We start from the raw sequence: 26,494 nt of genomic DNA, 5'->3' as shown, positions 1-26,494 counted from the left end.
TCCCAATTAATTAAGTGGTCCGATTTCATACGCCAAATATAACAATTTCTTTATTTTTATAATCGATAAATTTAGTTATTAAACTTTTTAAACCCTACGTTTATTTAATTCATAAGCCCTGGGCGCAACAATACTCTATTGTTAATCAGAAGTTGACTTAAATCAACTTTTGATTAACACCGAAATAAAAAAGATTAAAAACAAACAGTTACATAAACAACTTCGCCCTTTTCTGGAAATTAAGCGCCCAAAGCTGCCGTTCTCACCCCTCCTTTACCGCATTAAACCAAAAGAAAAAGATTACATTTACTTAAAATTAAATGCGTTCAGAAATATTTATTGATCCAGATCAATATTATATTTAAGCCATATCGCAATATCTTCACGGGGACTTAATTATGTGTTAAAAATAAGAGCAAGAAAAACACTTCCACCAGTTTAAGATGGTCCGGTTGATTAGCGAAGAAAGAATAAAGAGATAAAAAGACATACACTCAACCGAACCCTGAACCTATTCCTCACAACTTGTAGACACATACTATGAAACCACGATCTGATTTGAGCGAACCTCCAAAAGCGCCCGTTGCTTCTTCAGGATCAAAACGCCTGATTATGCTGTTCCTGCCCGTATTGGTAGCGGTCCTGTTATTACTGGTTCCCACGCCTGCCGGGTTGGAACCTTACGCCTGGCATTTCTTTGCCATCTTCGTTGGGGTGATCGTCGGGCTGATCTTCGAACCCCTGCCCGGCGCGGTAATTGGTCTGACCGGCGTGGTGGTCATCGCGCTATTCAGTCAGTGGCTGCTGTTTAGCCCGGCTGAGCTGGCTAACCCTAAATTCAAGATGGCTACCGAATCCTTTAAATGGGCGGTCAGTGGCTTTGGCAATTCTACCGTCTGGCTGATCTTCGGCGCATTTATGTTCGCCGCGGGCTATGACAAGACGCAGTTCGGTCGTCGTCTGGCGCTGATTCTGGTGAAATACCTTGGGCGGCGGAGCCTGACGCTGGGTTATGCCATTACCTTTGCCGATCTGTTGCTGGCACCGTTTACCCCGTCCAACACCGCGCGCAGCGGCGGGACAATCTATCCGATTATTGCCAACCTGCCGCCGCTGTACGGTTCCAAACCTAACGACCCCAGCGCGCGTAAAATTGGTTCTTATCTGATGTGGGTGGCGATTACCGCAGCCTGTATCACCAGCTCGATGTTTTTGTCCGCTCTGGCACCTAACCTGCTGGCACTGGCGCTGGTGAAAAGCATTGTTGGTTTCGAGATTTCATGGGGCACCTGGTTCCTGGCTTTCCTGCCGCTGGGCGTGCTGTTAATCCTGACCATGCCGCTGCTGGCTTACTGGTTCTATCCTCCGGAAGTGAAAATTAATGATGAAGTTCCTCGCTGGGCGAAGAGCGAGTTGGAAAAGCTCGGCAAGCTTTCACGTAATGAAATTTTGCTGCTGGTGTTTGTCGTCTGCGCCTTGCTGATGTGGATTTTTGCTACCAGCTGGATCGAGCCGGCTATGGCGGCCCTGCTGGTCGTGGTTCTGATGCTGTGGACCGGCGTGCTGAACTGGAATGACATTACCAGCAATAAACCGGCCTGGAACACTTTCGCCTGGTTCGCCACGCTGGTGGCGCTGGCCGATGGTCTGGCACGCGTTGGCTTTATTGCCTGGCTGGGTAAAGAAGGCGGACAGCTGCTGACGGGTATCGATCCGCAGGTCGCGGCGGTCATGCTGCTGGTGGCTTTCTTCCTGCTGCACTATCTGTTCGCCAGCACCACGGCGCATACAACGGCGCTGCTGCCTGCCATGCTGACTATCGCCGCAGCGATTCCGGGCATTAATATGCCGGTCTACTGCCTGATGATGGTCACCTCGCTGGGCGTTATGGGTATTATTACCCCTTACGGCACCGGTCCAAGCCCTATCTATTATGGCAGCGGCTATTTGCCCACAAAAGATTACTGGCGACTGGGAACCATCTTCGGCGCAATCTTCCTTGGTGGCCTGATGCTCATTGGCTATCCCTGGATGGTGATGATGTTCTGATTGCACTGACTTCCTCAGTCATTGCCCTGACCCGCCTGACATCGCGACAGGCGGGTTGGATAACACAACCCTTGCAGTCACTTTGCCAGACCCCGCCCGGAGCCCGGCTTTACGTCACTAAGTGAGTATAAAATGTCGACCAAACCTTTTGTTTATCAGTCTCCTTTCCCGCTTGAACATGAAGATACTGAATACTATTTGCTGAGCAGCGACTATGTTTCCATCGCCGAGTTCGCTGGCCAGGAAGTACTTAAAGTTGAACCTCAGGCGTTGACTCTGCTGGCACAACAGGCTTTTCATGACGCTGCATTTATGCTGCGTCCTGCCCATCAGCAGCAGGTGGCTAAGATATTGAGCGATCCGGAAGCCAGTGAAAACGACAAGTATGTTGCCCTGCAATTCCTGAGAAATTCAGAGATTGCCGCGAAAGGCGTCTTACCGACCTGCCAGGATACCGGCACGGCCATTATTATGGGGAAAAAAGGCCAACGCGTCTGGACCGGCGGCGGTGATGAGGCGGCACTGTCACAGGGCGTCTACAACACTTACAGGGAAGATAACCTGCGCTACTCGCAAAACGTGGCGCTGGATATGTATAAAGAGATTAATACCGGCACCAATTTACCTGCACAAATCGATTTATACAGCGTGGATGGCGAGGAATATAAATTCCTTTGCATGGCAAAAGGTGGCGGTTCCGCTAATAAAACATATCTTTACCAGGAAACGCGTGCGCTGCTCAACCCGGGCAAGCTGAAAGACTACCTGACGGAAAAAATGCGCACATTAGGCACCGCAGCCTGCCCGCCTTACCATATTGCTTTTGTTATTGGCGGTACCTCGGCAGAAAGTACCCTGAAAACCGTTAAGCTGGCGTCAACGCACTACTATGATGCGCTGCCGCGTGAAGGCAACGAGCACGGCCAGGCTTTCCGCGATGTTCAGCTTGAAGAGGAACTCTTGCTTGCTGCACAGCAGTTGGGTCTTGGCGCACAGTTCGGCGGAAAATACTTTGCCCACGATATTCGCGTCATCCGCCTGCCCCGTCATGGCGCTTCCTGCCCAATCGGTATGGGCGTCTCCTGCTCTGCTGACAGAAATATCAAAGCCAAAATCAATCGTGACGGCATCTGGATTGAAAAACTGGAGCACAATCCCGGCCAGTACATTCCGGCGGCATTGCGTCAGCAGGGGGAAGGTGACGTCCTGAAGGTGGATTTAAATCGTCCGATGAAAGAAATCCTGGCCCAGCTGTCGGCATACCCGGTTTCTACTCGCCTTTCACTGAGCGGCACAATTATCGTTGCGCGTGATATTGCTCATGCGAAGCTGGCCGAACGTCTCGAGAAAGGCGAAGGTTTACCGCAGTACATCAAGGATCATCCTGTTTATTACGCTGGTCCGGCAAAAACACCGGAGGGTTACGCCTCAGGCTCACTTGGCCCGACTACCGCTGGCCGCATGGACTCCTATGTAGACCGCCTACAGGCCAATGGCGGCAGCCTGATTATGCTGGCAAAAGGAAATCGCAGCCAGCAGGTTACAGATGCCTGTCATCAGCATGGGGGTTTTTATCTGGGGAGCATTGGCGGTCCGGCAGCGGTGCTGGCACAGCAGAGCATTAAGAGTCTGGAATGTGTGGAATATCCGGAACTGGGAATGGAAGCCGTATGGAAAATTGAAGTTGAAAACTTCCCTGCCTTTATTCTTGTTGATGATAAAGGCAACGATTTTTTCCAGTTAATCCAGCAGAACCAGTGTAATAAATGCGCTAAATAAAGATATAACAGCCAGCTTCGAATTAAGAAGCTGGCTGAATAGTTTTATCTGCCTTGACAAAAAAAGTAAAAGTCGTGATTTGTCATTTTACTGACCTTCCCTTTCATCAGCCTGTAAAATTAATGCATAGCGCGCCATCAGCTGTTGTAAGCGGTGGTCAATTTTGCCCCGCAATACCGGCGACTGTTTATTTTTTTCCAACTGACGCAGCAACTCCTCTACGGGTAATGCCGCCTGTAAAGGCTGCTGAATAGTGACAAGCTGCGCTTTTATTTCCGTTACGGACAGGCAGGTCTCTGCATTTATATCCGACTCGTTAATCATTGTCGCCAGTTTCTGTAGCCTTAGCTGCGCCGTATTCCATAGCAGCAGTTGTTCCACCGGTAATGCAGTCGAAACAATCATCTGCTGCCAGTTTTGATACTGATGAACCCGTTCAGGCGTGATTTGTTGTGCGAGCAGTGCGATCCTCTCTCCTTTGCCGGGCTCGGGTTGAAGCAGATAATAACCCCACGCAATGATCCCGCTTAGCAGGGCCATCGAAACCATGCCTGCGAAAAACCTCTGGCTACGCGCCCAAAAACTGAATCTGACGTTGAGCCCTGAAGAGGAGGTTAAGTCATGTGGCACATAGATTAGCGGCGTAAATTTTTCGCCACTGCATAAGGGTAGCGGGCCGTCAGTGCTAAGTTCCGTTTCTGGTTGGGCCACAGGTGATATTTTCAATTCTGGCCTCTGAAGCTGCTCAATCATACTGCTAACCTGCACAATTAAGCGATCCAGCTGGCTCAAGTGTTTCTGCGCCAGTTTTTCCAGAGTTTCAACATTCTGTTGCAGCTGATTTTGCAGCTGCTGAAGCAGCGCCAGATCTTCCTCAGTAAGCGACAGCGTAGGCAGCACCTGCTGGATGCCGGCGCTCAGCCAGGTAATAATGGCCAGACGTGCCGATAACGGGTGCGGCCAGAGCGTCGACCACTGATGTTTCATCATTGCCGTAGCAATCTCGAGCCCTTCACAAAGTCCCATCAGGCCGGTTCGCCAGGCCCGGGCGAGCGTATACCAGGCCACGCTTTGCAAATCCATGCCGTTCTCTCTGAACAGCGCAATGGCTAACTGCTCCACTCTCAGCCAGTCGACTTCTGATGCAGCGTTATTCATCCGGGTAATTTCCTGACGCAGCGCGATAAATTCCGCCAGCGTGCGCGGATCACCGCCGGTATGCAGGATATGACTTATGGGTGCTGTCATGCGTTATTTTCCCTGTAACTTGAGGCTTTACTCTTCCCTGGTCGTTTTGATTACCTTAAAATTTACTACTCACTTTCCAGCTATTTTTGTGGCACTCCTGTGACAAACCCGATCGACAAAAAATAAAATCAACCTGCGTTGATAAAGAAAACAGCGTTATCAGCATGATAGTTAATATTGCGATAATAAACCGCCCCCCGCATTATTACAAACGGTTTAACCCCATCTGGAAACATTGTTCCAACAGAAATTTTTAATTGGCGCTTTAAGTAACACAACCCCTTAATGAATAATTACATTTCAGTGTTAAGCGCCGGGTAAAATGCCCATTTTCTCTAAAATTATCCTTATTCGGAAATTAGCACCAAAAAAAGGTTCATGTAACTAATTAATCGGAATTTAACCTCACTGCATTAACAGTAATAGTCAAAATATGCGTAATTTCGTCTTAATACGCTTAAGACCCTATTATTACGCATGGCAAATAAACTGACTGAGCGCCTTCTGTGAAGGCTGCTTTGACGACATAAATATCGCCGGGCAAAACCCGGATAGCATCACATTTCCCGCTAGTTTCACCACAAAGGGTGAAATGTCGTCTAAAGTTTGTTTCAGGGTCAATAACTTACAGATCATCCGATTGGAAGAGGGAGAACTACTGATGCAGAGAGTTAAGCAAACTCAATGGAAAGCCGCGCTGGCACTGCCGTTGCTGGCCGTTGCAATTGCTCAGCCAGCCTGGGCGGCCCCTGTTGAAATACAGCAACGTATGTTGAGCGATGCGCCTCAGCCACCTGATATTCGTCTGGGGCCACTGTTTCACGCCGTACAGGCGGCAAAACTTTACCCTGACCAAAAAACCTTCGCGGATGCTGTACCAAAATTTAATCCGAGCTCGATCCTTGCCGACTGGCAGATGCAACGGAAGCAGCGCAACTTCGATCTGCATCATTTTGTAAATGCTAATTTTTCGCTGCCGGTGGCAGGTGAAACCTACGTGCCGCCTGCCGGTCAGAGCCTGCGTGAGCATATTGATGGCCTGTGGCCGGTGCTGACCCGCTCGGCGACTCAGGCTAACCAGTGGGATTCCCTGCTGCCGTTGCCCAAACCCTACGTAGTACCCGGCGGTCGTTTTCGGGAAATCTATTACTGGGACAGCTATTTCACCATGTTAGGCCTGGCTGAAAGCGGCCACTGGGACCGCGTGCAGGATATGGTGGACAATTTTGCGTCCCTTCTCGATAAATATGGCCATATTCCTAACGGCAACCGCAGCTATTACCTCAGCCGCTCCCAGCCGCCCTTTTTCAGCTTGATGGTTGATCTGCTGGCACAGCATCAGGGAGAGAGCGTCTACAGCAAATATTTGCCGCAGTTGCAGAAAGAGTACGACTACTGGATGGCCGATGCGGATAAGGTTACGAACGGTCAGGCCAGTAAGCGACTGGTAAAACTGAAAGATGGCACGTTGCTGAACCGTTACTGGGATGCGCGTGACGTACCGCGTACCGAATCTTATATGGATGATATTGCTACAGCGGACAAAGCCTCCGGGCGAAATAAAGCTGAACTGTATCGTGATTTGCGTGCTGGCGCAGCTTCCGGTTGGGACTTCAGCTCCCGCTGGTTTACCAAACCGGACGATATTTCATCTATACACACCACGCGGATCCTGCCGGTGGATTTGAACGCCCTGATGTTCCATCTGGAAAAGACGCTGGCACACGCCAATACCGTTGCTAAGCATAGTGATGCCGCAAAACAGTTTGATGAGCGGGCCAGCAAGCGTCAGCAGGCGATCAACCGCTATTTTTGGGACGATAAACAGGGTTGGTATGCAGACTATGACTGGCAGAAAGCGACCCTGCGCTCTCAGCTGACGGCAGCCACGTTGTTCCCGCTCTATCTTCAGGTTGCCACCGAGGATCAGGCTAACCGCACCGCAACCGCGGTACAGACCCATCTGGTGAAAGAAGGTGGCCTGGTGACGACCAATATCAATAATGGTCAGCAATGGGATGCACCGAACGGCTGGGCGCCGCTGCAATGGGCGGCAGTTGAAGGTTTGAATCATTACGGCAAACAGGCGCTGGCAAAAGATATTGGCATGCGTTTTCTGCAAAATGTGCAGCAGACTTATGACAAGGAACACAAGCTGGTAGAGAAATACGTGGTGGAAGGTAAAGGTCTGGGCGGCGGTGGCGGCGGCGAATATCCGTTGCAGGACGGCTTTGGCTGGACCAATGGCGTTACGCTAAAACTGATGGATCTCTACTGTCCGAAAGGGGTGGTCTGCAATAACGTGGGCGATATCCCTAAAGGTCAATAACCCTTTTCAGGCGGCTCAGCGCCGCCTGAAAACGCGTTTCCCTTCTTCGGCCGGAAATTATCGGAAAAATCACCGATTGCCTGCCTTGCAAGAAAAGATAATAATTCTCATTGCGATTATCATAATCCTTACATTTCCGTTACTGCGCGGTAATCTGGCGTAGACGGGTTTTATTTATCCGCACTCTGAAGGGAAAAATAATGAGAATGTCTTTTACTCAAAAGCGTTCCGTCCTCCTCTGTACCCTCGCGCTGGCTTCACCTGCTTTTGCGGCTCAAACCCTGGTGGTGACTGCCGAACCAACTGAAACCGCCACAACGCCCACCCTCGGCTATACCGCCAAAACCAGCCAGGGCGCGATGAAAACCGATCGCCCATTGATTACAACCGCCCAGTCCGTTTCCGTGGTGACTCGTCAGCAAATGGAAGACCAGGGCGCTATGGATGTGAATCAGGCGCTGAATTATACGGCAGGTGCATTTACTAACTTCGCGGGTGCGGCAACGCGTTACGATACGGTGTCATTACGCGGTTTTCATGGTGGCGACGTCGACAACATTTTTTTAGACGGTTTGCGTCTGATGAGCGACCCCGGCAGTTATAACGTGTTGCAGGTCGATCCCTGGTTCCTTGAACGCATCGACGTCATCAAAGGCCCCTCTTCGGCGCTGTATGGTCAGACAGTGCCTGGCGGTCTGGTAATGGAGAGTTCGAAACGACCGCAATTTAGTCAGGAAGGTCATTTCCGCGCTTCGACCGGAACCAATAACAGCAACAGCACCGGCTTTGACTACACCAATGCGATTAACGACCAGTGGGCATTCCGCCTGACGGGTATTACCCGCAACAGCGATACGCAGTACGATCATACGCGTGAAGAAAAATATGCCCTTTCACCCTCCCTGCTCTGGCAGCCGGATGAAGATACCTCGCTGTTGTTACGCGCCTATTTACAGAAAGATCCCTCTGGCGGCTACCATGGTGCGGTGCCGGGTGACGGCAGCATCACTGAACACAACGGCCGCAAGCTGAGCAACGGTTTTTACGACGGTGACAGTTCGCTGGATCGGTTTAAACGTCACGAACAGCTCTACAGTCTGGAATTTGCCCACCGCTTTAATGACACCTGGGCCTTCCGCTCTAATGCCAGTTATACCCATTCGAACGTCGATCTCGATCAGGTTTACCAAATCGGTTGGGATAGCGCGAACCCCGATCTGCTTAACCGTTATTACTCCGGCTCACGTTCTTCTCTCGATGCGTTTGCGCTGGATAATCAGCTGGAAGCCGATTTCGCTACGGGCGACGTGACGCATACCGTCGTGCTGGGCGCAGAATATCATCAATACAAAAACACGCTGAGCGATGCCAGCGGCTATGCGAATCAGCTGAATGCGCTAACCGGCGAGGCCGTTGGGCCGGCTGTCAGTAATCCGTTCTCAGATTCGCAACGACGCTATTATCAGACGGGTGTTTACTTACAGGATGAGATGATCTGGCAAAAATGGCATCTGGATGTCTCAGGCCGCTACGATCGCATCGTGTCGCAGACGAAAGATAACTCAGCCAATACAAAATACCGCCGTCAGGACGATCACGTTAGCGGACGCGCGGCGCTGCTTTATGCTTTCGACAACGGCCTCTCTCCTTATGTCAGCTACAGTCAGGCGATTACGCCGCAGTCGCTTTCCGGTGCCGATCAGAACCTGCTGAAACCCACGACGGCCGAGCAGTATGAAGCCGGGTTGAAATATCAGCCGCCGGGCAGTGCCGATCTCTACTCGCTGGCGCTGTATGATTTGACGCAGAAAAATGTCGGAAGCCGCAACGTTCAGTTCTCCTACTATGAGCCGGTGGGGAAAGTGCATTCGCAGGGGATTGAACTGGAAGCACACAACCAGCTAACGCCAAGGCTGAGTACGCTGGCCAGCTACACGCTGAATCATGTGCGTTACAAAGATGCGACGGACGGTAATGATGGCCACACGCCTTACGTCACGCCGAACTCTCTGGCTTCTGCATGGGCAAAATACCAGCTGGATTACGGTATCAGCATCGGCGCTGGCGTGCGTTACATCGGTAAGCAGTGGGCAGATAATGAAAACACCACTCGTCTGCCCTCCTTTACGCTATTTGACGCCTCGGTGCGCGCCGACCTTTCTGCCTGGAACAGCCGCCTGAAAGGTGCCTGGGTGCAGGTAAACGCCAATAACCTGACCGACAGAGAGTATGTCTCGGCCTGTTACGGCACGGGCTACTGCTACTGGGGCGCAGAACGCTCGGTAGTGGCTACCGTTGGCTATGATTTCTGATTTCGCGGCAAAAAAAAGGGAGACATTCGTCTCCCTCATTCAAATATTATGCAGGTCAGCTTCTGACTTTACGGTAGATCCACAGCACCACGATGGCACCGATCACCGCAACGATAAAGCTGCCGAAGTTGAAACCATCAACTTTACCAAATCCGACTAAAGTACTGATCCAACCGCCTACTACGGCACCGACAATACCCAGGATTACCGTGATGATAAAACCACCGCCATCTTTCCCTGGCATAATCCATTTAGCAATGATCCCGGCAATCAAACCAAAAATGATCCATGACAAAATACCCATTTACTGCTCCTTTGTTTGTTAAAATCAGACGCAAAGAGTATAGAGCAAGATTCTAACTCCGTGATTTAAAGCCAAACTTTTTTCAATTTTTTTTTAAAAAACCTAAAGCGTCACGTGTGAATGCCGATAATTGGTCGTATCACCGCCAGGCGCGCGTTTTTTGACATTCAACTGGAGTCGAATGTGAAAGAAGAAGAAGACAAAGAACAGTATCTCAAGCGCGGTCCGCTGGCCGTGCTGGCAGTTTTAAAAAATCTGCTAAAAAGTCAGACCCCCATTATGGTTTCCCATGCCCGCGGTCAGTTTATCACCCGTTTGCTGTATGCCGATAAAGAACGTCTGGTTGTCGATCTGGGCAGTAATGATTACGAAAACCAGCTTGCGCTGGAAACCGCCGATTTGCATCTGACGGCCGAAACCCACGGTGCAAAAGTCGAGTTCGCCCTGAGCAAACTGGAAGAAGAGCGCTATGACGGTCTGCCCGCGTTTGGTGCCGGTCTGCCCGACGAACTCTTGATGATCCAACGGCGTGAATATTTCCGCGTTTCCGCCCCGCTCGACCCTATTTTTTACTGCTACGTCAAGTGGCCGGACGGCAGCGGCGAAGGCCGGATGCGTCTGCAAGATCTCTCGCTGGGCGGCATCGGCGTGCTCAGCGATTCCCCTATCCCGGAAACGCTGGAGGGTGGGGAAAGCTTCAAAAACCTGCGTGTTGAGCTGGGGGAATATGGCCGTTTTGAAGTGGATGCGAATCTGATCAACGTCGGTCAGCGCAGCGTGGTGGGCAATAAAAATGAAACCGTGGTAACGCCCCGCCTGAGCTTCCGCTTTTTAACGCTGAATTTTGCCCAGGAACGGCTGTTGCAACAGGTTATTTTTTCGCTGGAAAGGCTTGCTCGCGAGAAAGCGACCCGCTTCCAGTAACAACAATCAGGGCCGCTTAAGCGGCCCTGTGCAGACTGATGACAAACTCAAAGCGTGGGGAGCACAGGCCTGGAACAACGCGTCCTGGGCCATGGACGCCCCTGTTTCAATCAGATAATCCGATCTTTTAACACCATTTCGCCTTTCAACTCTTCCGGCGTTTTCAAAAACGGCGTGAGTACGGCGCTGAGAATATAGAGCCCGGCGTAAATACTCAGCACTCCGCCCGCTCCCCAGCTTCCGTAAAAAGCGCCCGCAATGGCAGGCGCCAGGAACGCACCTAATCCGGCCCCCAGGTTCAGCACCGACATTGCCGCCCCTTTATTGTCCGGCGCCAGCAGCGGGAACAGTGCCGAAAGCGGGACATAGCCAGCCATGGTAATACCGCACAAACAAAGCACAAACGTCATCAGCCAGAAGTTATGCCCTGCCATCTGCGGCACCAGCCACACCAGCATCAATACCAACGCGTAACAGACGCCGCCAACCCACATAATCGTATTCCGCCAGCCAAATTTATCGCCAAAAAAGCCGAAAAACAGATTGGCAAAAATCGCCACGATAAACACCGCCGACCACATGTGCAGCCATTCGGTTTTGCTGTAGCCGAAATCCATCAGGTAGAGCGGCAGGAATACCGCCAGACCGTACTGGGCAATGCCGTTAATCGATTTCACTACCAGCCCGATGGCAATACGGGGCCGTTGCAGAATGGTAATCCCCGTCATCAGCTCTTGCAGATTAAAGGGATGGATTTCATCCGGCGGCACCTTATCACGGTTAACCACCACCGCGAGAAACGCCCCCACCACCACGAATATCACGCCAGCCCAAAGCACTTTCATTTCGCCCATCACCGGCAGCGCCACTGATGAAAACCAGGGGCCGATGACGCTCAGCCCCAGCGAGAAGGTAAACCAGAACCAGCCCACCGCCGTCGCCCGCTTTTCAAGCGGAGAGCTGTAGTTAATCCACACCAGGAATGAATAGGCAAACAGCGGATAGCCAATGCCACGAATGGCGTAAAACGGCAACATCACTGCCATATTCATCTGCGGCAGGCCATAACCAATGAAGCCGATGCTGCCAATAAAGAAGGTGGCCAGCCCCCAAAGCATCACTTTTCGCGGTCCCATCGTTTGCACCAGCACGCCGGAAAACCAGGCGGCCAGCGTGACGGTGATGCCATAAAAGGTCAGCAAAAACGACGCGCCAGAGACGCTCATGCCTTTACTGACCAGATAGAGGGAGATCCAGGCCTGTTCGACGCCATCGCCGACCATAAACAACGTCAGGCCAACATATCCCCAGAACAAGTTGGCGGGTAAACCCATTTTTTCTAACATAGCGCCTCCTCAGCGTAACCTGCGTTACGCTGGCGGAAAGATATCGGTAAGGTAGAGAGTCAGATCGTAAAGCGCCGCGCGGAGTCCGTTATTCGTTATTGCCTGCAATCAGCGACAGCAGCATTTTTTGTACGCGGATGGCATCCTGCGACTGGATAATAGATTCGATTTCATTGATGGACAGCTTGTCGATATAGCCGGCGAGCAGCTGATACATCCTGATATTTTGTTCACATTCCGCCACCGGGTTTTCACGGCTTGGGAAGGTATCAAAATAGACCAGCCCGTCGAAATTCACTTTTTTCGCATAATAGATATATTCCAGCGTTTGCATCAGATGTACCGAACCCAGCATCAGACCATCATCAAAATGTCCGTAGCCGTCATTCAAATGAAAGCCAACCAGCTTGTTGCACCGCGCTGATAAAAACAGCGAAAAGGCCGGATTCTCTTTTTTCATGATCATATGACAGAAATCGAGCGTAATGCCCAGGTTGGGCGCGCCAACATCGTCAATCAGCATCAGCGTGGACGACACGTCGCCAATCAGTGAAAACGTGCGCGGTTCATAAGGCTTATATTCGAAGCTAAACGTCATCTCCGGATGTTCAGCGGTAACGCGCCGCAGGCACGCCACTACGTTGTCGTAAGCACGGGTGTAATCCAGCTGGAAGGGATAATCAAAACCGTCATTGGCAAACCACAGCGTCACGGTGTTTCCGCCAAGTATTTTACAAACCTCAGCCGCTTCAAGCGTAATCTGCACGGCTTTTTCGCGCAGGGCCGCCTCCGGGTTACTGAATTCGCCCTCGGCAAAATCATTCTGATAGCGTAAGGCAATACCGCCCACTTTCAGTCCAACGGCGGCAATGGTTTCTTTGATTTGGCCAACGTCCTGATTAATAAAATGCTCAGGGTAATTCAGCTCAATATGCGTCAGGCCTTTTACCGTAGCCATACGCTTAATTAAATCCAGCGTGGTTAATTTATCCTGACCGCCATATAAATCAGGGCGTGATTTAAAAGAGTTAATTCTGGATGAAAATTTCATATTCTTTCCTCGGTGTGATAGCGATGAAACATTCTATGAACCACCGCTTAAAAAAGGAAAGCAGAATATGAAAGCGTTACCGAAAGTTTTTTTAAGGTGAGTTTTTAACGGTCATAATTTTACTCTTAGTAAAATGAGTAAAATAGATGAGTAAAATTAACACTTTTATTGTGAGCCAGTTAACACTTTCCTGTGCAGCGGCTGTGCTACTGTCAAATACTGCAACGGCTCGCCACGTTTTGACGGAACTTAAAAATGATTCAGCAAAAACTCAATGGTAATGAAATTGTGCTTCTGGCACGAACGTTAGCGCCCTCTTTAGGTAAAAAAGAACGAGCTATCGCGCGCTTTATTGAGAATAATCCGGATACGCTGGCAAAGACCTGTATAACCGACATGTCGAAGTTCTTAAAAGTTAGCGTTTCCAGTATTACTAAAGTCGCCAAGAAATTAGGCTTTACCGGTTTTCATGAGTTGAAAAGCCATATGGCTATTGTTGTCGATCGCGACGACGACTACTTTCAGTCCTTCCCTGAACAGAGCGGCAGCTCCCGGGCGATTGTTGAAGAGTCTTTTCTCAGCGCTATCCTTGCGCTTCAGGATTCGCTGGCGACGGTCAATATGGAGACTTTTAATCAGGTCGTTGAATTAATAGCCAACGGACAGGGGCAACGAAAAATTATTCTTGCAGGCTGTGGAGGGTCGGGGGCAATTTGTGACGACTTCCATCATAAATTATTGAAGATTGGAATTTTTGCTAACGTTTATCACGATTCCCATTTGCAGCAAATGGCGGCTTCGTTAATGCAGCCAGAAGATATACTGTTAGGCGTTTCGCATTCCGGGAAAACCACCGACATTATTAATATGATGAAAACGGCAAAAGACAATCAGGCAAAAACGATTTGCCTGACCAATTATCTTAACAGCCCGCTAAGCCGCATGGCAGATTACGCGCTGGTTTCCGCCGTACGTAATAACCCTATTACCGGTGAAAATGCATCAACCCGTATCGTGCATTTAACTATCCTCGATGCATTATTCACGGTTGTCGCCCATAAGCGTAGTCAGTTAAGCCAGTCGAATCTGCAAAAAACACGAAATTCTATTTTAACCAAAAGAGCGTCTGATTAACCGGGGGAAATTATGCAATATGATGTGCTGGTCGTCGGTAGTTTAAATTACGATATTCTTATTCAGCAGGATCGTTTACCGCAGCTGGGTGAAACCTTTACCGGTAATGCGCTGATGACGATGCCCGGGGGAAAAGGCGCTAATCAGGCCGTTCAGTGCGCTCGCCTGGGGCTGAGGGTGAATATGGTTGGCTGTGTCGGTCAGGACCTCTATGGTCAGGAGCTTATCCAGTCGCTGGAAAAACACGGTGTTCAGACCGCCAATATCAAACGCAGTGGTACGTCAGGCGTAGGTATCGTTCAGATCCTGAGTGAAGGTGACTATTGCAGCACCATCATCAAAGGCGCTAACTATCTTATTGGCAGTAACGATATCAGCCCGGCCTTTTTTCAGCATGCTCCGCTGGTGATCCTGCAATCTGAAATTCCAGAAAGCGTCGTCAATGATGTCGTTGAACAAGCCTCTGTGTACGGTTGCCCGGTGCTGCTGAATAATGCCCCTGCGCGGCATATCCCTGAGGCGGTGCTGAAGAAGGTCAATTACCTGGTGATCAATGAAACCGAAGCCGCATTGATGACGAGTGAATCGGTGAACGATGTTGAAGCCGCTCGCCGTGCTGCCGGACAGCTGTTTGAGAAAATTAACGGCGTGGTCATCATCACGCTGGGAGAAAAAGGATCGGTGGTGAAGTCAGCGTCGCTGCTCCAGCATTTTCCGGCCTCGCCCTGCAAGCAGGTTGTGGATACCACCGGTGCTGGCGACTCATTTATTGGCGCACTGGCTTATAACATCGTCCAGGGGAACGCCCTTCAGGATGCCATCGGTTTTGCTTCACGCGTGAGCGCACTCTCGGTGCAAAAATATGGCGGGCAAAGCTCGTTTCCTGCATTGAGTGATGTACAGGGTGCCTGTCACGTTACACCAGCCTGAAAAGCGAACCGGCATGCGAGGCATGCCGGATAACATCAGATGGTGCGGTAAGCCGTCGTGACCTTCCACAAATAACGCGGTGCCTGCGCCGCAGGATGCTTGTTTTGCACATGCTGATAAAACTCTTCCGGCGTCATTGCGTTGATCATGGCAATAGCCCGATCTCTGTCACGCGAGAAAGTGCGAAGCAGTGCGCCAGCCCCGTTGGCGTAAGAGACTATCGTGGCGTAGCGTAGCGTTTCCGGGTTACGGATGCCTGCGAGCGGCTGTTCCTGCAAAATTTTCAGGTATGCCGTGCCGATGTTGATGTTTTTCACCGGATCGCGCAGCTCTGAGTTCGTTGGCTGCCCGTGACGTCCCTGCACCCGATACACTTCACGCCCTGCGGTGGAAGCTTTAATCTGCATCAATCCAATGGCATTCGACTTGCTGACTACCGTTGGATTGCCGCCCGATTCGACCGAAATAATCGCATCTACCAGTTTCTGATCGATGCCGTAATTGTGTGCTGCATCCTCTGTAAACAGCGACCAGGCCTGTGCGACTTTGTGCGGCGGCGCTTTAGTTAATGGCGTTTGCTGCTGATTGTTAGCCTGTTTGTGTGACTGGCTGGCGCACCCTGCCAGCAAAAGCACACTTAATATTGCAACTGTTTTCACGCTTCTCACGCTATATTATTCCTCTGAGCCTTAGCCTCGCGCTTTATCATAGCGGCTACCTGCCTGGAAAAAATTACCGTAACTCTGAATTTCACGCCAGTACTGATGACTTCAGCCAACCTTTTCGTCATCATCAGGCGTATTGGACCGTCAGTGACATAAAATAATTCACTTTGGGACGTCAAAAATTCGCTACGGCGCGACCAGAGGCGAACAGCTTACTCATCCTCTTACAGGATCTTATTGAAACATGGCTAATCTTTAACCAATGGAGCGAATAAAGTGAATATTATGTCCGTTTCTCCACGTTCTTTTCATCTCATCGCTCCTTCCGGCTATTGTCAAAATCAGCAGGCCGCGCAGCTTGGCGTGCAGCGCCTGCGCGATCAGGGTCATAAAATCAACAACGTGCAGGTCATTTCTCGTCGCGATAGCCGTTTCGCCGGAAGTGACAGTGCGCGTCTGCAAGATTTACAGGATCTGGCACAAGAGGATTTACAGGCAGATATTGTGATGCCGGTGCGTGGTGGCTACGGCGCGACCCGCTTGCTTCCCCACTTCGACAGCGCCCGGCTGGCCGCCCGCCTGCGTGAGCAGCCGATGGCAATTTGTGGCCACAGTGACTTTACGGTTATTCAGATGGCGCTGTTGCAACAGGGCGCGTTCACTTTTAGCGGCCCGATGCTTGCCGGTAATTTTGGCGCTGAGACATTGTCTGAATTCACCATTGAGCACTTTTGGCGCGCCCTGACTTCGCCTAAATTAACGCTGGAGTGGCAAACGGAGCCGCAACAAGTTTCCGTCAGCGGAACGGTATGGGGCGGCAATCTGGCCATGCTCGCTTCACTGGCAGGAACCCCCTGGATGCCGCAGATTCAGGATGGCATCCTGGTAATAGAAGATATTAATGAACATCCGTTCCGGGTTGAGCGAATGTTGTTACAGCTGGCTCAACAGGGCGTTTTGGCGCGGCAGAAAGCCATTGTCACCGGCAGCTTCACCGGTGTAAAACTCACCGAATACGATAACGGCTACGATTTTGACAGCGTGTGGACACTGATACGGCAGATAACCGGCCTGCCGATTGTTACCGGGCTGGAATTTGGTCATCACTGGAATACCGTGACGCTGCCGCTGGGTGCGCAAGGGCATTTACAGGTGAATGGAACAGCCGGTTCGCTGACGTTATCAGGTCATCCTACGCTGCGTTAATTTTCAGGGAGCACGCATGAAGCAGTTGTATGAGGATCTCTGGGTCTCTACGCCGGAGTTTCCACCTGATGAACAGGATCCAGAACGGATGATGCATGGTTTTTTGCTCGCGCATCTCCGGGGTAACTTACTGATTTCAAGAGTTGAAAATCCAGATGATCACCAGGCGATTGATGACCTTGGCGGCATCATTCGTCACTATCTTACCCACTGGCATGAAGCCGGCCCGGGAACACGTATTTTACAGCAGCGTTTTAACTCAGCGCTTTATTGCCACAATCGTGCGCTGGGACCGATCAGCCCCTTCGCCGAAGCAGACGATACGTTTAACCAGGCGGAAGTTCACTGTGGCAGCTTCCACGTCGTCCCGACGCCGGGCCATACGCCGGGTAGCACCACCTATTTGTATGCTTCTCCCTTTGGCAAAACTTACCTGTTCGTTGGCGATACCATCAGCCTTTATCACGATCGTTGGGTCACGGTGCGGGTGCCGGAAAGTAACGAAGCTGATTTAAAAAAGACGCTGGAGTTTTACCGGGCGCTGCGACCGGATGTGGTGTTGATGGGCACGACGACCGGGCATCTCTCCTGGCAGGAAGTGACCATGCGGGAATGGCTGGCGTTACTGGATGAAGCGGAAAACACCCCGCTGGATTTACGCCAGCGGCCAGGAGAGTAACCTTTGGACGGGGCAGCCCAACGAAAATGCGATTATTGCGCATGACCGCTACCGCATTAAGAACGAGTAAGTATAAGAGGCATAAGATCTTTATAATGGCTTATTAAGCCATCAGGATTCGACGTTGCCGCTGGCATCGGTACGCTGCAAGGTGACAGTGCTGTTTTCCCGCTCGCCTGTCCGGTTACACGACACCAGATTTTTTTCACCGCTGTAGGAGAAAAAAGTTTCACTGTCCGTTTTATTGACGATCATTTGATCGCCATTGCGAAACAGCACAATAGACACTTTGTCGCCGTTGTCGGTTTTTGACTGCTGCGTGCCGGAAGCAATCTGGAAGTGATCGCCTGCCCACATCACCGTCGTTAGCCCATACTGAGCGTTACTGACGGTCATGGTTGGGCGGCCAGGGCAGGTAATTTGGAACTTGCTGTTCAGTAAAGGCAGCGAGGCGTCGGATCCCCAGGCAGCGAAAGTGGTGCAGACAAGCAGGCTTCCAGCAGCGATCAGGCGATACATGAGCAGGTTACTCCCGTTATTTTCTTATAAATTGGCTTATGGCAGACGAAATGCCTGGCGCAACATCCTGCCCCTCTCGCCGCCGCCTGACAATCGGAACATCCCTGGACTGCCGCAGGATAAATGGCGCAACGCCGTGAGGCCTTGCCAGATAAGCCATTTTGCTGCCCCCTGAACAGAATTTTCATTGAACACGCGGCGAGAATACTGTATTTTTATCCAGCATCTTTAACCAGGATCCCCTCATGTTTGTTGAACTGATTTATGATAAGCGTAACGTTGCTGGCTTACCCAATGCGCAGCAGCTGATTTTAAGCGAGCTGGAAAAGCGTATTCAGCGCGTTTTTCCTGATGCAGAAGTGAAAGTGAAGCCAATGCAGGCGAATGGCGTAAAAACCGATGCCAGCAAAAGCGACAAATCAGTAATGTTGAGAATTATTGAAGAAATGTTCGATGAAGCCGACCAGTGGTTGATCTCTGAAGAATTTTGAATCAGATCGCATTCCTTCAGCAAATTAACTGAATAAACGCGGTTTTTTTGTCTTTTTTTCTTTGCATTTTGCGGCCAGCATGCCAGAATTTAATCATTAAGTTTCCCTGGTGTTGGCCCGTAATGTTCCTTTTGCGGGCATTTTTTTACCTGAAACTCAATCTTTCCTGATATCTTTCACCGGCTTCTGACGCTTTCCTGACGATTTTCTGACAATACACTGCACCAGTGAGTCCGGTCCTCTCCCCTTTCCTGCCGCAAGCGTTGCTTTGCCTAAAGTTTTTTACCGCAAGGCCGAAGATCTTTGAAAGCGGAAGAGGCAGAGGAAGTGAGCATGACGATTGTTTTTATCCCGTCGCTGGCAGCATTGCTGATACGAGCGGAACGGCAGAAGGGAAGCTTGTTAACACAGCAGGAAGTGGAAGAGGTACGTGATAATGCGACCTGTGTTTTTGTACCGGATGATATTGCGCGGCATTTAGAACCCTCACGCGGATACAGTGATATCGATCCGCTGAACTGCTGGGAGCAGTGGGCTTCTTATCGGGCCGTTAATCTGACATAAACGGCCCGATCTCAGGCGTTATTACGCTTTGGAGCGCTCGCTGATTTCGGTGTAAAGCAGCTCATAAACCTGTGCCGCATAGGCTGAACCGTCCCGCAACATCTGGATGGCATCCTCCAGCGACTCAGGCTCCATTTGACCCACAATTCGCCAGCCTAAAGCGATATTTTTCGCTTCTTCCAGTCGTTCCAGACTTTGTGCAATGGACGCAGCTTCAGACACAGAATTCTCCCGATTTGAATTTTGGCCCTATTTTACGGATGAAAGCGCTGCCAGCTCAACCCTTGATTTCACCGTGCGCGCTTTTTTTACGCATTTTAGCTGTAAAACACGGCTAACTCGGTTGAATAAGGCTTACAAAGAGAAAAAAGCAGAATATTCCTGGCATAAATAGTCGGTTAAATCCCAAAGGATAGGCTACTTGCCACCGGGAAACGATCAAAAAGCCATATATTTCATAATGCTCCGATAACCACCAATAACATTTAACTTAATTTAAATTAACAAAAACACAACCTTTAGCGGGGCGCGCCCGTGAAAAATCAGCAGAAAATGTTGTTAAAATTTTGAGTACCACTCTTCCGCAAGGTCTGTATGGTCATTGCCGCGCTTTAAATCCGTGGAAAGAAACCAGCAGACGTTCACCCCGGGAGGAGCCAGATTCAAGACCTGGACAAAGGTTGACAGATCCACTTTATAACCGAGTTAACAGACGAATTGTCACCTACAGACCTTGCGGAACCTTCAGTTTTTCTTCGGAGGACGTAGTACTGCCAGAATTACCGCCACATTACCTTTTGACCGAAACACCGCTGCACCAATAATTAAATTGATGAGCAGTGATGACCAGCTTGTATGATCGTAATGATCAAAAAAATAGCGGAATGGGATCGATCCATAGGCAATGACGAGCAGATAGGCCAGCCATGAAGCCCACCATTGATGATGTGAGCCAGGCTTACGGAAAAACATTATCCGCAGCGCAATGGCTGAACACGTCATAACGTTGGTGATAACCAGCGGATCACTTGTGACCATGGAAACCTCCTTTAAAGCGCGCCAGCCAGGATCCGGGATCTTGCTGACTAAAGAAAGTTAACGTTTTGATTGCCAATGCAGACAGCAGCACGGCTCCCAGACCGTCGAGCGGGTGTTCACTATAGCCTAAAAGATCGGCCAGTTTAGCCCCGGCCAGTCCGGCTCCAAAAACCCCGACAATCCAGGAAACGATAAAATAGGCCGCCCGCACCAGCAAACTTAAATCGGCTGCGCCCGCGACATAAAAAACAGCCCCGGCGAATGCACCAAACAGCACGCTGTAATTTATGCCTCCTAAATGGCTCACCACACTCGCTCCTGATGAAGATACTGCCCCAATGCTAATTGCAATCTCATGAACGAACATAGAGCCCCCTCTTGCTTCAGCGTCTTCTCAGCATTTGAGAAACAAAAAACCCGGCAGGGCCGGGCAAAAAAGCCATCTCACCGTAATGTAGTGATTGATGTTATTACCTTAGCCTGCTAATTGCGTACGCGTGAGCGCTTTATAAAATTATTTATGGAGCTGATTCTACGGAATTAATAACCGCATATTTTCGTATGGTGCAATAATAATCCGCCCTGATAGCTTTCTTTATATTGGATAAAAGAATGGCGTCTTCCTGCGCCACAGCAGTCTCTGCCGCTGTCAGGGTAAGCGGCTGGCTGACGGCCGCGATACGCGTACGCAGCGGGCCGTCAGAACGGCAACGGATATGACCAGGTTTTTATCAACTTTTCCCCGTCGCTGTCGACAGATTATGGCGTTATAGCGAAGCACTTCAGCATTGATGGCTATCTTATAAAGCTGGCCGTGCGGCCGAAAAGCAAAATTTATTGGAAGCTGCGATGACGTGAAACAACGTTTGTCTCATCCCACGCTGCTACGCTGACGCCCCCAAAAATCCGCTAAATGGCTTTGCGTGAATCGCGATAACTAACGACAGTTTTGGAGCAGCTAAATGGAAGTCGAATTAAATAAATCCCTCAAAGAACGCATTTTTCACTCCATTCTGTTCGAGGTATTAGCTAACATAATTATTGCTGTCGGACTATCATTGGTTTTGTCGGTACCCGTCACAAAATCAGCCGTCCTGGCGGCATTGTCAGCGGCGACGGCCATGCTGTGGAACGGCCTTTTTAATCGTGTTTTTGACAGAGTTCAGCAGCGAAAAGGTTTCAAAAGAACCCTGAACGTCAGGATTATCCATGCGGTGCTTTTTGAAGCGGGCCTCATCAGCGTGCTGATGCCGGTGGCGAGCTGGTGGTTCAGTATCTCGTTAATGAAAGCCTTTTTTTTGCAGATTGGTCTGGTTGCGTTTTTTCTTCCGTACACGATAACATTTAACTATCTGTATGATTTTATCCGGTTTTACTGGATCAACAGAACCAGGATAGTCGAGGACTGACAATGCTTCGAGGCCTTTTGTACGTGTGCCTTGCTTTAGTCGTAGTACTGCTGATTTTTTGGGTGTTTACCTCCAGCCCATTGATGATAAAAGTTGAAGATATGCTGTTCGAAATCGCGACCTTCATTTTGCGACATCGCGAAGAATAATTTTGCGTGTCGGTAACGAAAGAGGTGCCTGTATGTCACACCATTTCAGCCAACAACCCGCCATGCTTCATCTGCTCTGTGGGAAAATCGCCTCCGGTAAATCCACTCTGGCCAGAAAACTGGCCAACGCGCCGCTAACCGTGTTGTTAAGCGAAGATCGCTGGCTGGCAGCGCTCTACGCTGACAGGATGACCAGCGTTGCAGATTACGTTGATTGTTCCGCACGACTGTGGGAAGCGATAAAGCCGCACCTGACTGATTTACTGAATGCTGGCGTCTCGGTGGTGCTTGATTTCCCGGCCAATACCCTCGCCCACCGCGAAGCCATCAAAGACATCATTATCACGTCAAACTGCCATCACAGGCTGCACTTTCTTAATGTGCCCGATGCCACTTGTAAAGCACGCCTTCTCGCCAGAAATCAAAACGGTGAGCATGATTTTGAGGCTACCGAAGCACAGTACGATTTAATCAGTCGCTACTTTGTCACGCCTCAGCCTGACGAAGGGTTTTCCATCATTTACTATGATGCCAGTGGAGAAAAACGGTGAGGAAGGCATGAGAACCCGACGCGCGCGACCGGAAGAAGCCGAAGCCTTATGGCGCATACGTAACCTGGCTATCCGGGGAGGCTGTCGTGAAGCCTATGGTGATGCAGCAGTAGCGGCCTGGACGCCGGATAAGATGCCGCCGGGTTTTGTTAGTGCGATCGTCCAAAACCCTTTTTTTGTGACGGATGCGCCGGATCAGGCGATCCCGGTAGCAACGGGCTTTCTGGATCTGCAAGCGCACAGCGTAGAAGCGATTTTTACCCTGCCCGACTATATGGGTTTTGGCTATGCCACCGCTATTTTGCAGGCTATTAAACAAGAAGCGCTGGCGCGCGGTTTTACCACCTTAACCCTGGCTTCAACGCCGAACGCCTGGCGCTTTTATCAGCATCAGGGCTTTCGGCTGGTTAAAAAAGCCGTCTATCACTCGGCCATGGCGGGTGAGCTGGCCTGCATGAAGATGGTAATCGATCTTCCTGAATAAGGTTTTCTGTCCTTCCTCCGTTAAATCTGCTTACATTATGATTTGCTAAAAAACCTATTACTATCAGCAATTTAATTAAAAACCCTTTCTCTTTGCCTTGCGCTTCCGGCTGAGACTGCCAAAGTTATCGGTAACAGTTAACATGCAACAGGAGGTTAAAATGGCTCGTTTTCAGCAAAAAGTCGTTGTCGTGACCGGCGCAGGATCGGGTATTGGCCAGGCGGCCGCAAAACGTTTTGCCAGCGAAGGCGCTTCGGTGGTGCTGGTAGGGCGTACAAAAGAGAAGCTGGAAAAAACGCTGGCAATATTGCCTCAGGGTAATCACCTTGTCGCCCCGTGTGACGTGGGTGAAGCGGAACAGGTACAGGCTCTGTCACGCCAGGTGCTGGAAAAATATGGTCAGGTTGACGTTCTGCTTAATAACGCTGGCGTGATCGTGCAGGGACGAATTCATGAAGTCTCCCTGGATGACTGGAAAAACCTGATGAAGGTGGATTTGGATGGGGTTTTCCACTGCGTCCACTACTTCATGCCCGCGCTGCTGAAAAGCAAAGGCAACGTCGTGAACATCTCTTCTGTTTCCGGGCTGGGTGGCGACTGGGGAATGAGCGTCTACAACGCAGCGAAGGGGGCTATCACTAACTTTACCCGTTCGCTGGCAATGGATTACGGCGCCGATGGCGTTCGCGTTAATGCAGTGTGCCCGGGCTTTACGCTTACCGATTTAACGGAAGAGATGAAGGATAATCAGCCATTGCTGAACAAATTCTATGAGCGGATCCCGCTGGCGCGAGCAGGCCAACCAGAAGATATTGCTGATGCCATCGCTTTTATCGCCAGTGACGATGCGCGTTATATTACCGGCGTGAATCTGCCGGTCGATGGCGGAATTACCGCCTCTAACGGTCAGCCAAAGCAGGCCTGATCCTACCGGTCAGGACAACGTTGCGTTGTCCTGACCAGGTATCCGGCGCGAAGATCAACCAGGGCTTTTATATCGCCCTATTCATTACGATGATTTTCGCGCCATGCCTTAACCATTTCAGCCGTCACCTCATTTTTATAACAAATGGGTGATGCGCCGCCAGGCTTACTCCATGCGCTGCGCCCACCGCAGCGACTGCCGTTTCTCGCTGAATTATAGGGACAGGCGCAGGCGCCGGAATAATCCGCTACTGACTCATCGATAATTTGCTGCTTTACTGCGGCATCGGTTAATTCTGCTGGCTCTTTAGCCACCGCCAGTCCCGCAGTAAGAAAATAACAAACCGCTAATCCAGCATAAAATCCGTTTTTCGCGTGTACCATATCGGCCTCAAATAAGAAAAGTGAAGTACGCTTTCTTTGTATAGATGAATTTATAACCTTTTGCTAATGAGACATTCGTCTTAATAGTGGATGCGTAACGCGCTTGCTGCTAATGAACGAATGCTTCAGCCTTGAATTAAATGAAATTTTGACTACGCTTTATTTCGTTACTTCACTTTTAATCCGGGGGATATCGTATGAAGCATTACACTAAAGGTCTTATTGCTGTTTTAGCCGTTGTTGCCTTATCAGGCTGTATGCATCGCAGTAGTGCCGTCGGTAACGATGGACGTCCTCATGCGCCAGGCGGTCAGCAGGCACCCGGCGGCACCTTAGGCGCGGGTCCGGTAGGACAGCCGCAGTCGTAACCGGCCACATCTTTTCGCTTTTTTCAGGCTAAAGGTCAGTTAAATATCCGACCTTTAGCCTGCCAGTAATCATCAGATAACCCGCTTCAACCCACCCGATCCACCATCAGGGATGTGCTTTTTGTATTTTTTGCAGAACATACCAGGGGCCGGTTACCACAACGTTTTCCCCCTGCCTGTCGAGGTAAATACGCTGGGAACGAAATTGCAGGATTTTCAGTCCCGGCGGTTGGTAATAGCCACTGTCTGTTTTTTGATAACGGTATTTCTTTAGTACGGGTATAAACGCCTGCTGGTTTTCCGTCAGTTTTATCTGCGAAATACTGCTGTAGCGATAAGTAAAAACTATGCCGACAACGATCCCAATCAGCCCGCCATGACCATTACCGCGGGAGAAAAGCGGCAAAATGTTGGTGATGAATATCGCGAAGAAAAAAACCGTCCCCAGGCAAAATATCAGTTTCAACGGGTCTCTTTTGACCTGCTGCAAAAAATGTAGTCGTTTAACATCGGTTTTTTTCAACGAATGAGCATCCTTGAACAATAAATAACAATGTTTTGAAAAATGAACGGCGTTTATTATTAAATAGAATGGGGTTATTTACCAGATAATGCTGACTGCCCGTCACGTTATCAGATTTCTTCGGCACAAAATTTGTTTTACTGATTATCTCCTGCCAGCTTTTTTGGAAAAGCCTCCAGCAGCCAGGCAATAAATACCCGCAGACGCTGCGTTACGTGTCGATTTTGTGGATAAACCACGTGAAAAGGATAAGCGGCAGGCCGCCATTGCGGCATCACTTCCACCAGCAGGCCATCACGCAATGCGGCATTAGCTGCATAAGTAAACGTCTGAATAATCCCCAGGCCGGCAATCGCTGTCGCCAGATGCGCATTGCTCTCGTTAACGCCCATACGCTGATCGATTTTGATTTCAGTTTTGATGCCGTCACGTTCAAACCGAAACGGAAAGGCTTTGCCGTTGTGCGGTGAAAGATAGCTAACCAGCCGGTGGCCGTTTTTAAGCTCTTCCGGATAAGCCGGAATGCCATAAAGCTTCAGATAGGCGGGCGAAGCACAGGTTATCAACGTAGCGAAACCAATATGCCGAGCGATCAGCGAAGAATCATTTAGCGGGCCGCCACGGATCACACAGTCGATATTGTCGCCAATCAAATCGACGGCACGATCCGAGACGCCAAGCGTGAGATAAATATCAGGGTAGCGCGCAACAAACTCAGGCAGCGCGGGAATGAGCACGTCGCGCATCATCGATCCGCCCACATCGATGCGTAGCTGCCCGCTCGGCTTATTCCGCGCAATATCAAAGCAGGCGTCGATATCCTCCAAATCCCGCAGAATACGCGAGGTTTTCTCATAATATTCCTGCCCTTCCGGCGTAACCGTGACACGCCGGGTTGTCCGTTGCAACAGTCGGACGCCAAGATGCGCTTCCAGCTCCTGAACCAGCTTACTCAGGGTAGCGTTAGGCATGGTGAGTGAATCTGCGGCTCGCGTAAAATTTCCCGCTTCCACTACGCGGGCAAAAGCCCGTATCGCCATTAACTGATCCATATCTCACTCCGGGTTAGAGATTCGATTATCCACCTGTGTGAATAGTCATTTTCATTTTACACCGTTTTTCCGCATCGGTTTC

28 protein-coding genes are annotated in these 26,494 nt (G+C 50.2%); 16 read left to right on the top strand and 12 right to left on the bottom strand.

Annotation, left to right across the window (positions count from 1 at the left end; all coding sequences use genetic code 11):
* Positions 1 to 540 precede the first annotated feature (540 nt).
* Both EHV07_RS08920 and fumA read left to right on the top strand, forming a co-directional pair.
* Positions 541 to 2,049, top strand: coding sequence for an anion permease (locus EHV07_RS08920; protein WP_147197094.1), 1,509 nt, complete (start codon positions 541 to 543; stop codon positions 2,047 to 2,049).
* A gap of 132 nt (positions 2,050 to 2,181) precedes the next feature.
* A complete protein-coding gene (gene fumA / locus EHV07_RS08915) occupies positions 2,182 to 3,828 on the top strand; it encodes a class I fumarate hydratase FumA (RefSeq protein ID WP_147197092.1) in 1,647 nt (548 codons plus the stop codon).
* 87 nt (positions 3,829 to 3,915) lie between these two features.
* Here the strand turns inward: fumA and EHV07_RS08910 are convergent, their stop codons facing one another.
* Entirely contained in the window at positions 3,916 to 5,076 is a 1,161-nt protein-coding gene (locus tag EHV07_RS08910; protein WP_147197090.1) for a type VI secretion system ImpA family N-terminal domain-containing protein, read from the bottom strand.
* Positions 5,077 to 5,737: 661 nt separating this feature from the next.
* On the opposite strand from EHV07_RS08910, the gene treA reads away from it, so the two are divergent.
* Together treA and EHV07_RS08900 are read left to right on the top strand one after the other, a co-directional pair.
* On the top strand, positions 5,738 to 7,405 hold the full coding sequence (treA, locus tag EHV07_RS08905; protein ID WP_147197088.1) for an alpha,alpha-trehalase TreA: 1,668 nt from the start codon (positions 5,738 to 5,740) through the stop codon (positions 7,403 to 7,405).
* 200 nt (positions 7,406 to 7,605) lie between these two features.
* A complete protein-coding gene (locus EHV07_RS08900) occupies positions 7,606 to 9,717 on the top strand; it encodes a TonB-dependent siderophore receptor (RefSeq protein ID WP_147197086.1) in 2,112 nt (703 codons plus the stop codon).
* A 55-nt stretch (positions 9,718 to 9,772) separates the two neighbouring features.
* Here EHV07_RS08900 and EHV07_RS08895 read toward each other — a convergent pair whose 3' ends face one another.
* Positions 9,773 to 10,021, bottom strand: coding sequence for a GlsB/YeaQ/YmgE family stress response membrane protein (locus EHV07_RS08895; RefSeq protein ID WP_147197084.1), 249 nt, complete (start codon positions 10,019 to 10,021; stop codon positions 9,773 to 9,775).
* A gap of 183 nt (positions 10,022 to 10,204) precedes the next feature.
* Between EHV07_RS08895 and EHV07_RS08890 the strand changes: the two genes are divergently transcribed.
* On the top strand, positions 10,205 to 10,945 hold the full coding sequence (locus EHV07_RS08890) for a flagellar brake protein (protein WP_371419670.1): 741 nt from the start codon (positions 10,205 to 10,207) through the stop codon (positions 10,943 to 10,945).
* Positions 10,946 to 11,055: 110 nt separating this feature from the next.
* Here the strand turns inward: EHV07_RS08890 and EHV07_RS08885 are convergent, their stop codons facing one another.
* Both EHV07_RS08885 and EHV07_RS08880 read right to left on the bottom strand, forming a co-directional pair.
* Positions 11,056 to 12,291 carry an MFS transporter gene (locus EHV07_RS08885; protein ID WP_147197080.1) on the bottom strand — a complete coding sequence of 412 codons (1,236 nt, stop codon included), beginning with the start codon at positions 12,289 to 12,291 and terminating at the stop codon, positions 11,056 to 11,058.
* A gap of 88 nt (positions 12,292 to 12,379) precedes the next feature.
* Positions 12,380 to 13,342 (bottom strand): sugar phosphate isomerase/epimerase, encoded by a 963-nt coding sequence (locus EHV07_RS08880; protein ID WP_147197078.1) that lies wholly within the window; start codon positions 13,340 to 13,342, stop codon positions 12,380 to 12,382.
* Between the two features lie 255 nt (positions 13,343 to 13,597).
* Between EHV07_RS08880 and EHV07_RS08875 the strand changes: the two genes are divergently transcribed.
* Together EHV07_RS08875 and EHV07_RS08870 are read left to right on the top strand one after the other, a co-directional pair.
* Complete coding sequence (locus EHV07_RS08875) at positions 13,598 to 14,476, top strand: SIS domain-containing protein (RefSeq protein ID WP_254446325.1); 879 nt, start codon at positions 13,598 to 13,600, stop codon at positions 14,474 to 14,476.
* A 12-nt stretch (positions 14,477 to 14,488) separates the two neighbouring features.
* Complete coding sequence (locus tag EHV07_RS08870) at positions 14,489 to 15,406, top strand: ribokinase (protein ID WP_147197076.1); 918 nt, start codon at positions 14,489 to 14,491, stop codon at positions 15,404 to 15,406.
* 35 nt (positions 15,407 to 15,441) lie between these two features.
* Here EHV07_RS08870 and emtA read toward each other — a convergent pair whose 3' ends face one another.
* Positions 15,442 to 16,065 (bottom strand): membrane-bound lytic murein transglycosylase EmtA, encoded by a 624-nt coding sequence (gene emtA, locus EHV07_RS08865; protein ID WP_371419669.1) that lies wholly within the window; start codon positions 16,063 to 16,065, stop codon positions 15,442 to 15,444.
* Between the two features lie 291 nt (positions 16,066 to 16,356).
* On the opposite strand from emtA, the gene ldcA reads away from it, so the two are divergent.
* Together ldcA and EHV07_RS08855 are read left to right on the top strand one after the other, a co-directional pair.
* Positions 16,357 to 17,277 carry a muramoyltetrapeptide carboxypeptidase gene (gene ldcA / locus EHV07_RS08860; protein ID WP_147200575.1) on the top strand — a complete coding sequence of 307 codons (921 nt, stop codon included), beginning with the start codon at positions 16,357 to 16,359 and terminating at the stop codon, positions 17,275 to 17,277.
* Between the two features lie 16 nt (positions 17,278 to 17,293).
* Positions 17,294 to 17,956: an MBL fold metallo-hydrolase gene (locus EHV07_RS08855; protein ID WP_147197071.1), complete on the top strand. Its 663-nt coding sequence runs from the start codon at positions 17,294 to 17,296 to the stop codon at positions 17,954 to 17,956.
* Between the two features lie 111 nt (positions 17,957 to 18,067).
* Here the strand turns inward: EHV07_RS08855 and EHV07_RS08850 are convergent, their stop codons facing one another.
* A complete protein-coding gene (locus EHV07_RS08850; RefSeq protein ID WP_254446324.1) occupies positions 18,068 to 18,475 on the bottom strand; it encodes a hypothetical protein in 408 nt (135 codons plus the stop codon).
* A gap of 245 nt (positions 18,476 to 18,720) precedes the next feature.
* Here EHV07_RS08850 and EHV07_RS08845 point away from each other — a divergent pair, with 245 nt between their 5' ends.
* Positions 18,721 to 18,966 carry a DinI-like family protein gene (locus tag EHV07_RS08845; protein WP_147197068.1) on the top strand — a complete coding sequence of 82 codons (246 nt, stop codon included), beginning with the start codon at positions 18,721 to 18,723 and terminating at the stop codon, positions 18,964 to 18,966.
* Positions 18,967 to 19,299: 333 nt separating this feature from the next.
* A complete protein-coding gene (locus tag EHV07_RS08840; protein WP_147197066.1) occupies positions 19,300 to 19,530 on the top strand; it encodes a hypothetical protein in 231 nt (76 codons plus the stop codon).
* 21 nt (positions 19,531 to 19,551) lie between these two features.
* Here EHV07_RS08840 and EHV07_RS08835 read toward each other — a convergent pair whose 3' ends face one another.
* The 3 genes from EHV07_RS08835 to EHV07_RS08825 form a co-directional block, all read right to left on the bottom strand.
* The gene (locus EHV07_RS08835; RefSeq protein ID WP_147197064.1) at positions 19,552 to 19,752 is read right to left on the bottom strand and encodes a hypothetical protein; all 201 of its coding nucleotides are present in this window, start codon (positions 19,750 to 19,752) and stop codon (positions 19,552 to 19,554) included.
* A gap of 522 nt (positions 19,753 to 20,274) precedes the next feature.
* A complete protein-coding gene (locus tag EHV07_RS08830) occupies positions 20,275 to 20,568 on the bottom strand; it encodes a phage holin family protein (protein ID WP_147197062.1) in 294 nt (97 codons plus the stop codon).
* Positions 20,555 to 20,935, bottom strand: a complete 381-nt coding sequence (locus tag EHV07_RS08825) for a putative holin (RefSeq protein ID WP_147197061.1) — start codon at positions 20,933 to 20,935, stop codon at positions 20,555 to 20,557. Before EHV07_RS08825 ends, EHV07_RS08830 begins: the two co-directional genes overlap by 14 nt.
* Before the next feature lie 595 nt (positions 20,936 to 21,530).
* On the opposite strand from EHV07_RS08825, the gene EHV07_RS08820 reads away from it, so the two are divergent.
* The 4 genes from EHV07_RS08820 to EHV07_RS08805 all read left to right on the top strand — a co-directional run bounded on the left by EHV07_RS08820 (position 21,531) and on the right by EHV07_RS08805 (position 24,086).
* Entirely contained in the window at positions 21,531 to 21,977 is a 447-nt protein-coding gene (locus EHV07_RS08820) for a PACE efflux transporter (RefSeq protein WP_147197058.1), read from the top strand.
* 181 nt (positions 21,978 to 22,158) lie between these two features.
* Positions 22,159 to 22,677 carry an ATP-binding protein gene (locus EHV07_RS08815; RefSeq protein WP_147197056.1) on the top strand — a complete coding sequence of 173 codons (519 nt, stop codon included), beginning with the start codon at positions 22,159 to 22,161 and terminating at the stop codon, positions 22,675 to 22,677.
* Between the two features lie 7 nt (positions 22,678 to 22,684).
* Positions 22,685 to 23,161: a GNAT family N-acetyltransferase gene (locus EHV07_RS08810; RefSeq protein ID WP_147197054.1), complete on the top strand. Its 477-nt coding sequence runs from the start codon at positions 22,685 to 22,687 to the stop codon at positions 23,159 to 23,161.
* A gap of 160 nt (positions 23,162 to 23,321) precedes the next feature.
* Positions 23,322 to 24,086 carry an SDR family NAD(P)-dependent oxidoreductase gene (locus EHV07_RS08805; protein ID WP_147197052.1) on the top strand — a complete coding sequence of 255 codons (765 nt, stop codon included), beginning with the start codon at positions 23,322 to 23,324 and terminating at the stop codon, positions 24,084 to 24,086.
* Positions 24,087 to 24,163: 77 nt separating this feature from the next.
* Here EHV07_RS08805 and EHV07_RS08800 read toward each other — a convergent pair whose 3' ends face one another.
* Positions 24,164 to 24,469, bottom strand: a complete 306-nt coding sequence (locus tag EHV07_RS08800; protein ID WP_147197050.1) for a hypothetical protein — start codon at positions 24,467 to 24,469, stop codon at positions 24,164 to 24,166.
* A gap of 197 nt (positions 24,470 to 24,666) precedes the next feature.
* Here EHV07_RS08800 and EHV07_RS24480 point away from each other — a divergent pair, with 197 nt between their 5' ends.
* Positions 24,667 to 24,837, top strand: coding sequence for a hypothetical protein (locus EHV07_RS24480; protein ID WP_168199605.1), 171 nt, complete (start codon positions 24,667 to 24,669; stop codon positions 24,835 to 24,837).
* A 106-nt stretch (positions 24,838 to 24,943) separates the two neighbouring features.
* Here the strand turns inward: EHV07_RS24480 and EHV07_RS08795 are convergent, their stop codons facing one another.
* Together EHV07_RS08795 and EHV07_RS08790 are read right to left on the bottom strand one after the other, a co-directional pair.
* Positions 24,944 to 25,303, bottom strand: a complete 360-nt coding sequence (locus EHV07_RS08795) for a hypothetical protein (protein ID WP_147197048.1) — start codon at positions 25,301 to 25,303, stop codon at positions 24,944 to 24,946.
* A 194-nt stretch (positions 25,304 to 25,497) separates the two neighbouring features.
* On the bottom strand, positions 25,498 to 26,412 hold the full coding sequence (locus tag EHV07_RS08790; RefSeq protein ID WP_147197046.1) for a LysR family transcriptional regulator: 915 nt from the start codon (positions 26,410 to 26,412) through the stop codon (positions 25,498 to 25,500).
* Between the last annotated feature and the right edge of the window lie 82 nt (positions 26,413 to 26,494).

It is taken from the genome of Pantoea sp. CCBC3-3-1 (assembly GCF_007981265.1).
Lineage (GTDB): Bacteria > Pseudomonadota > Gammaproteobacteria > Enterobacterales > Enterobacteriaceae > Erwinia.
Note: the sequence above shows the minus strand (reverse complement) of the source record. Positions and strands in the feature narration are given on the sequence as shown.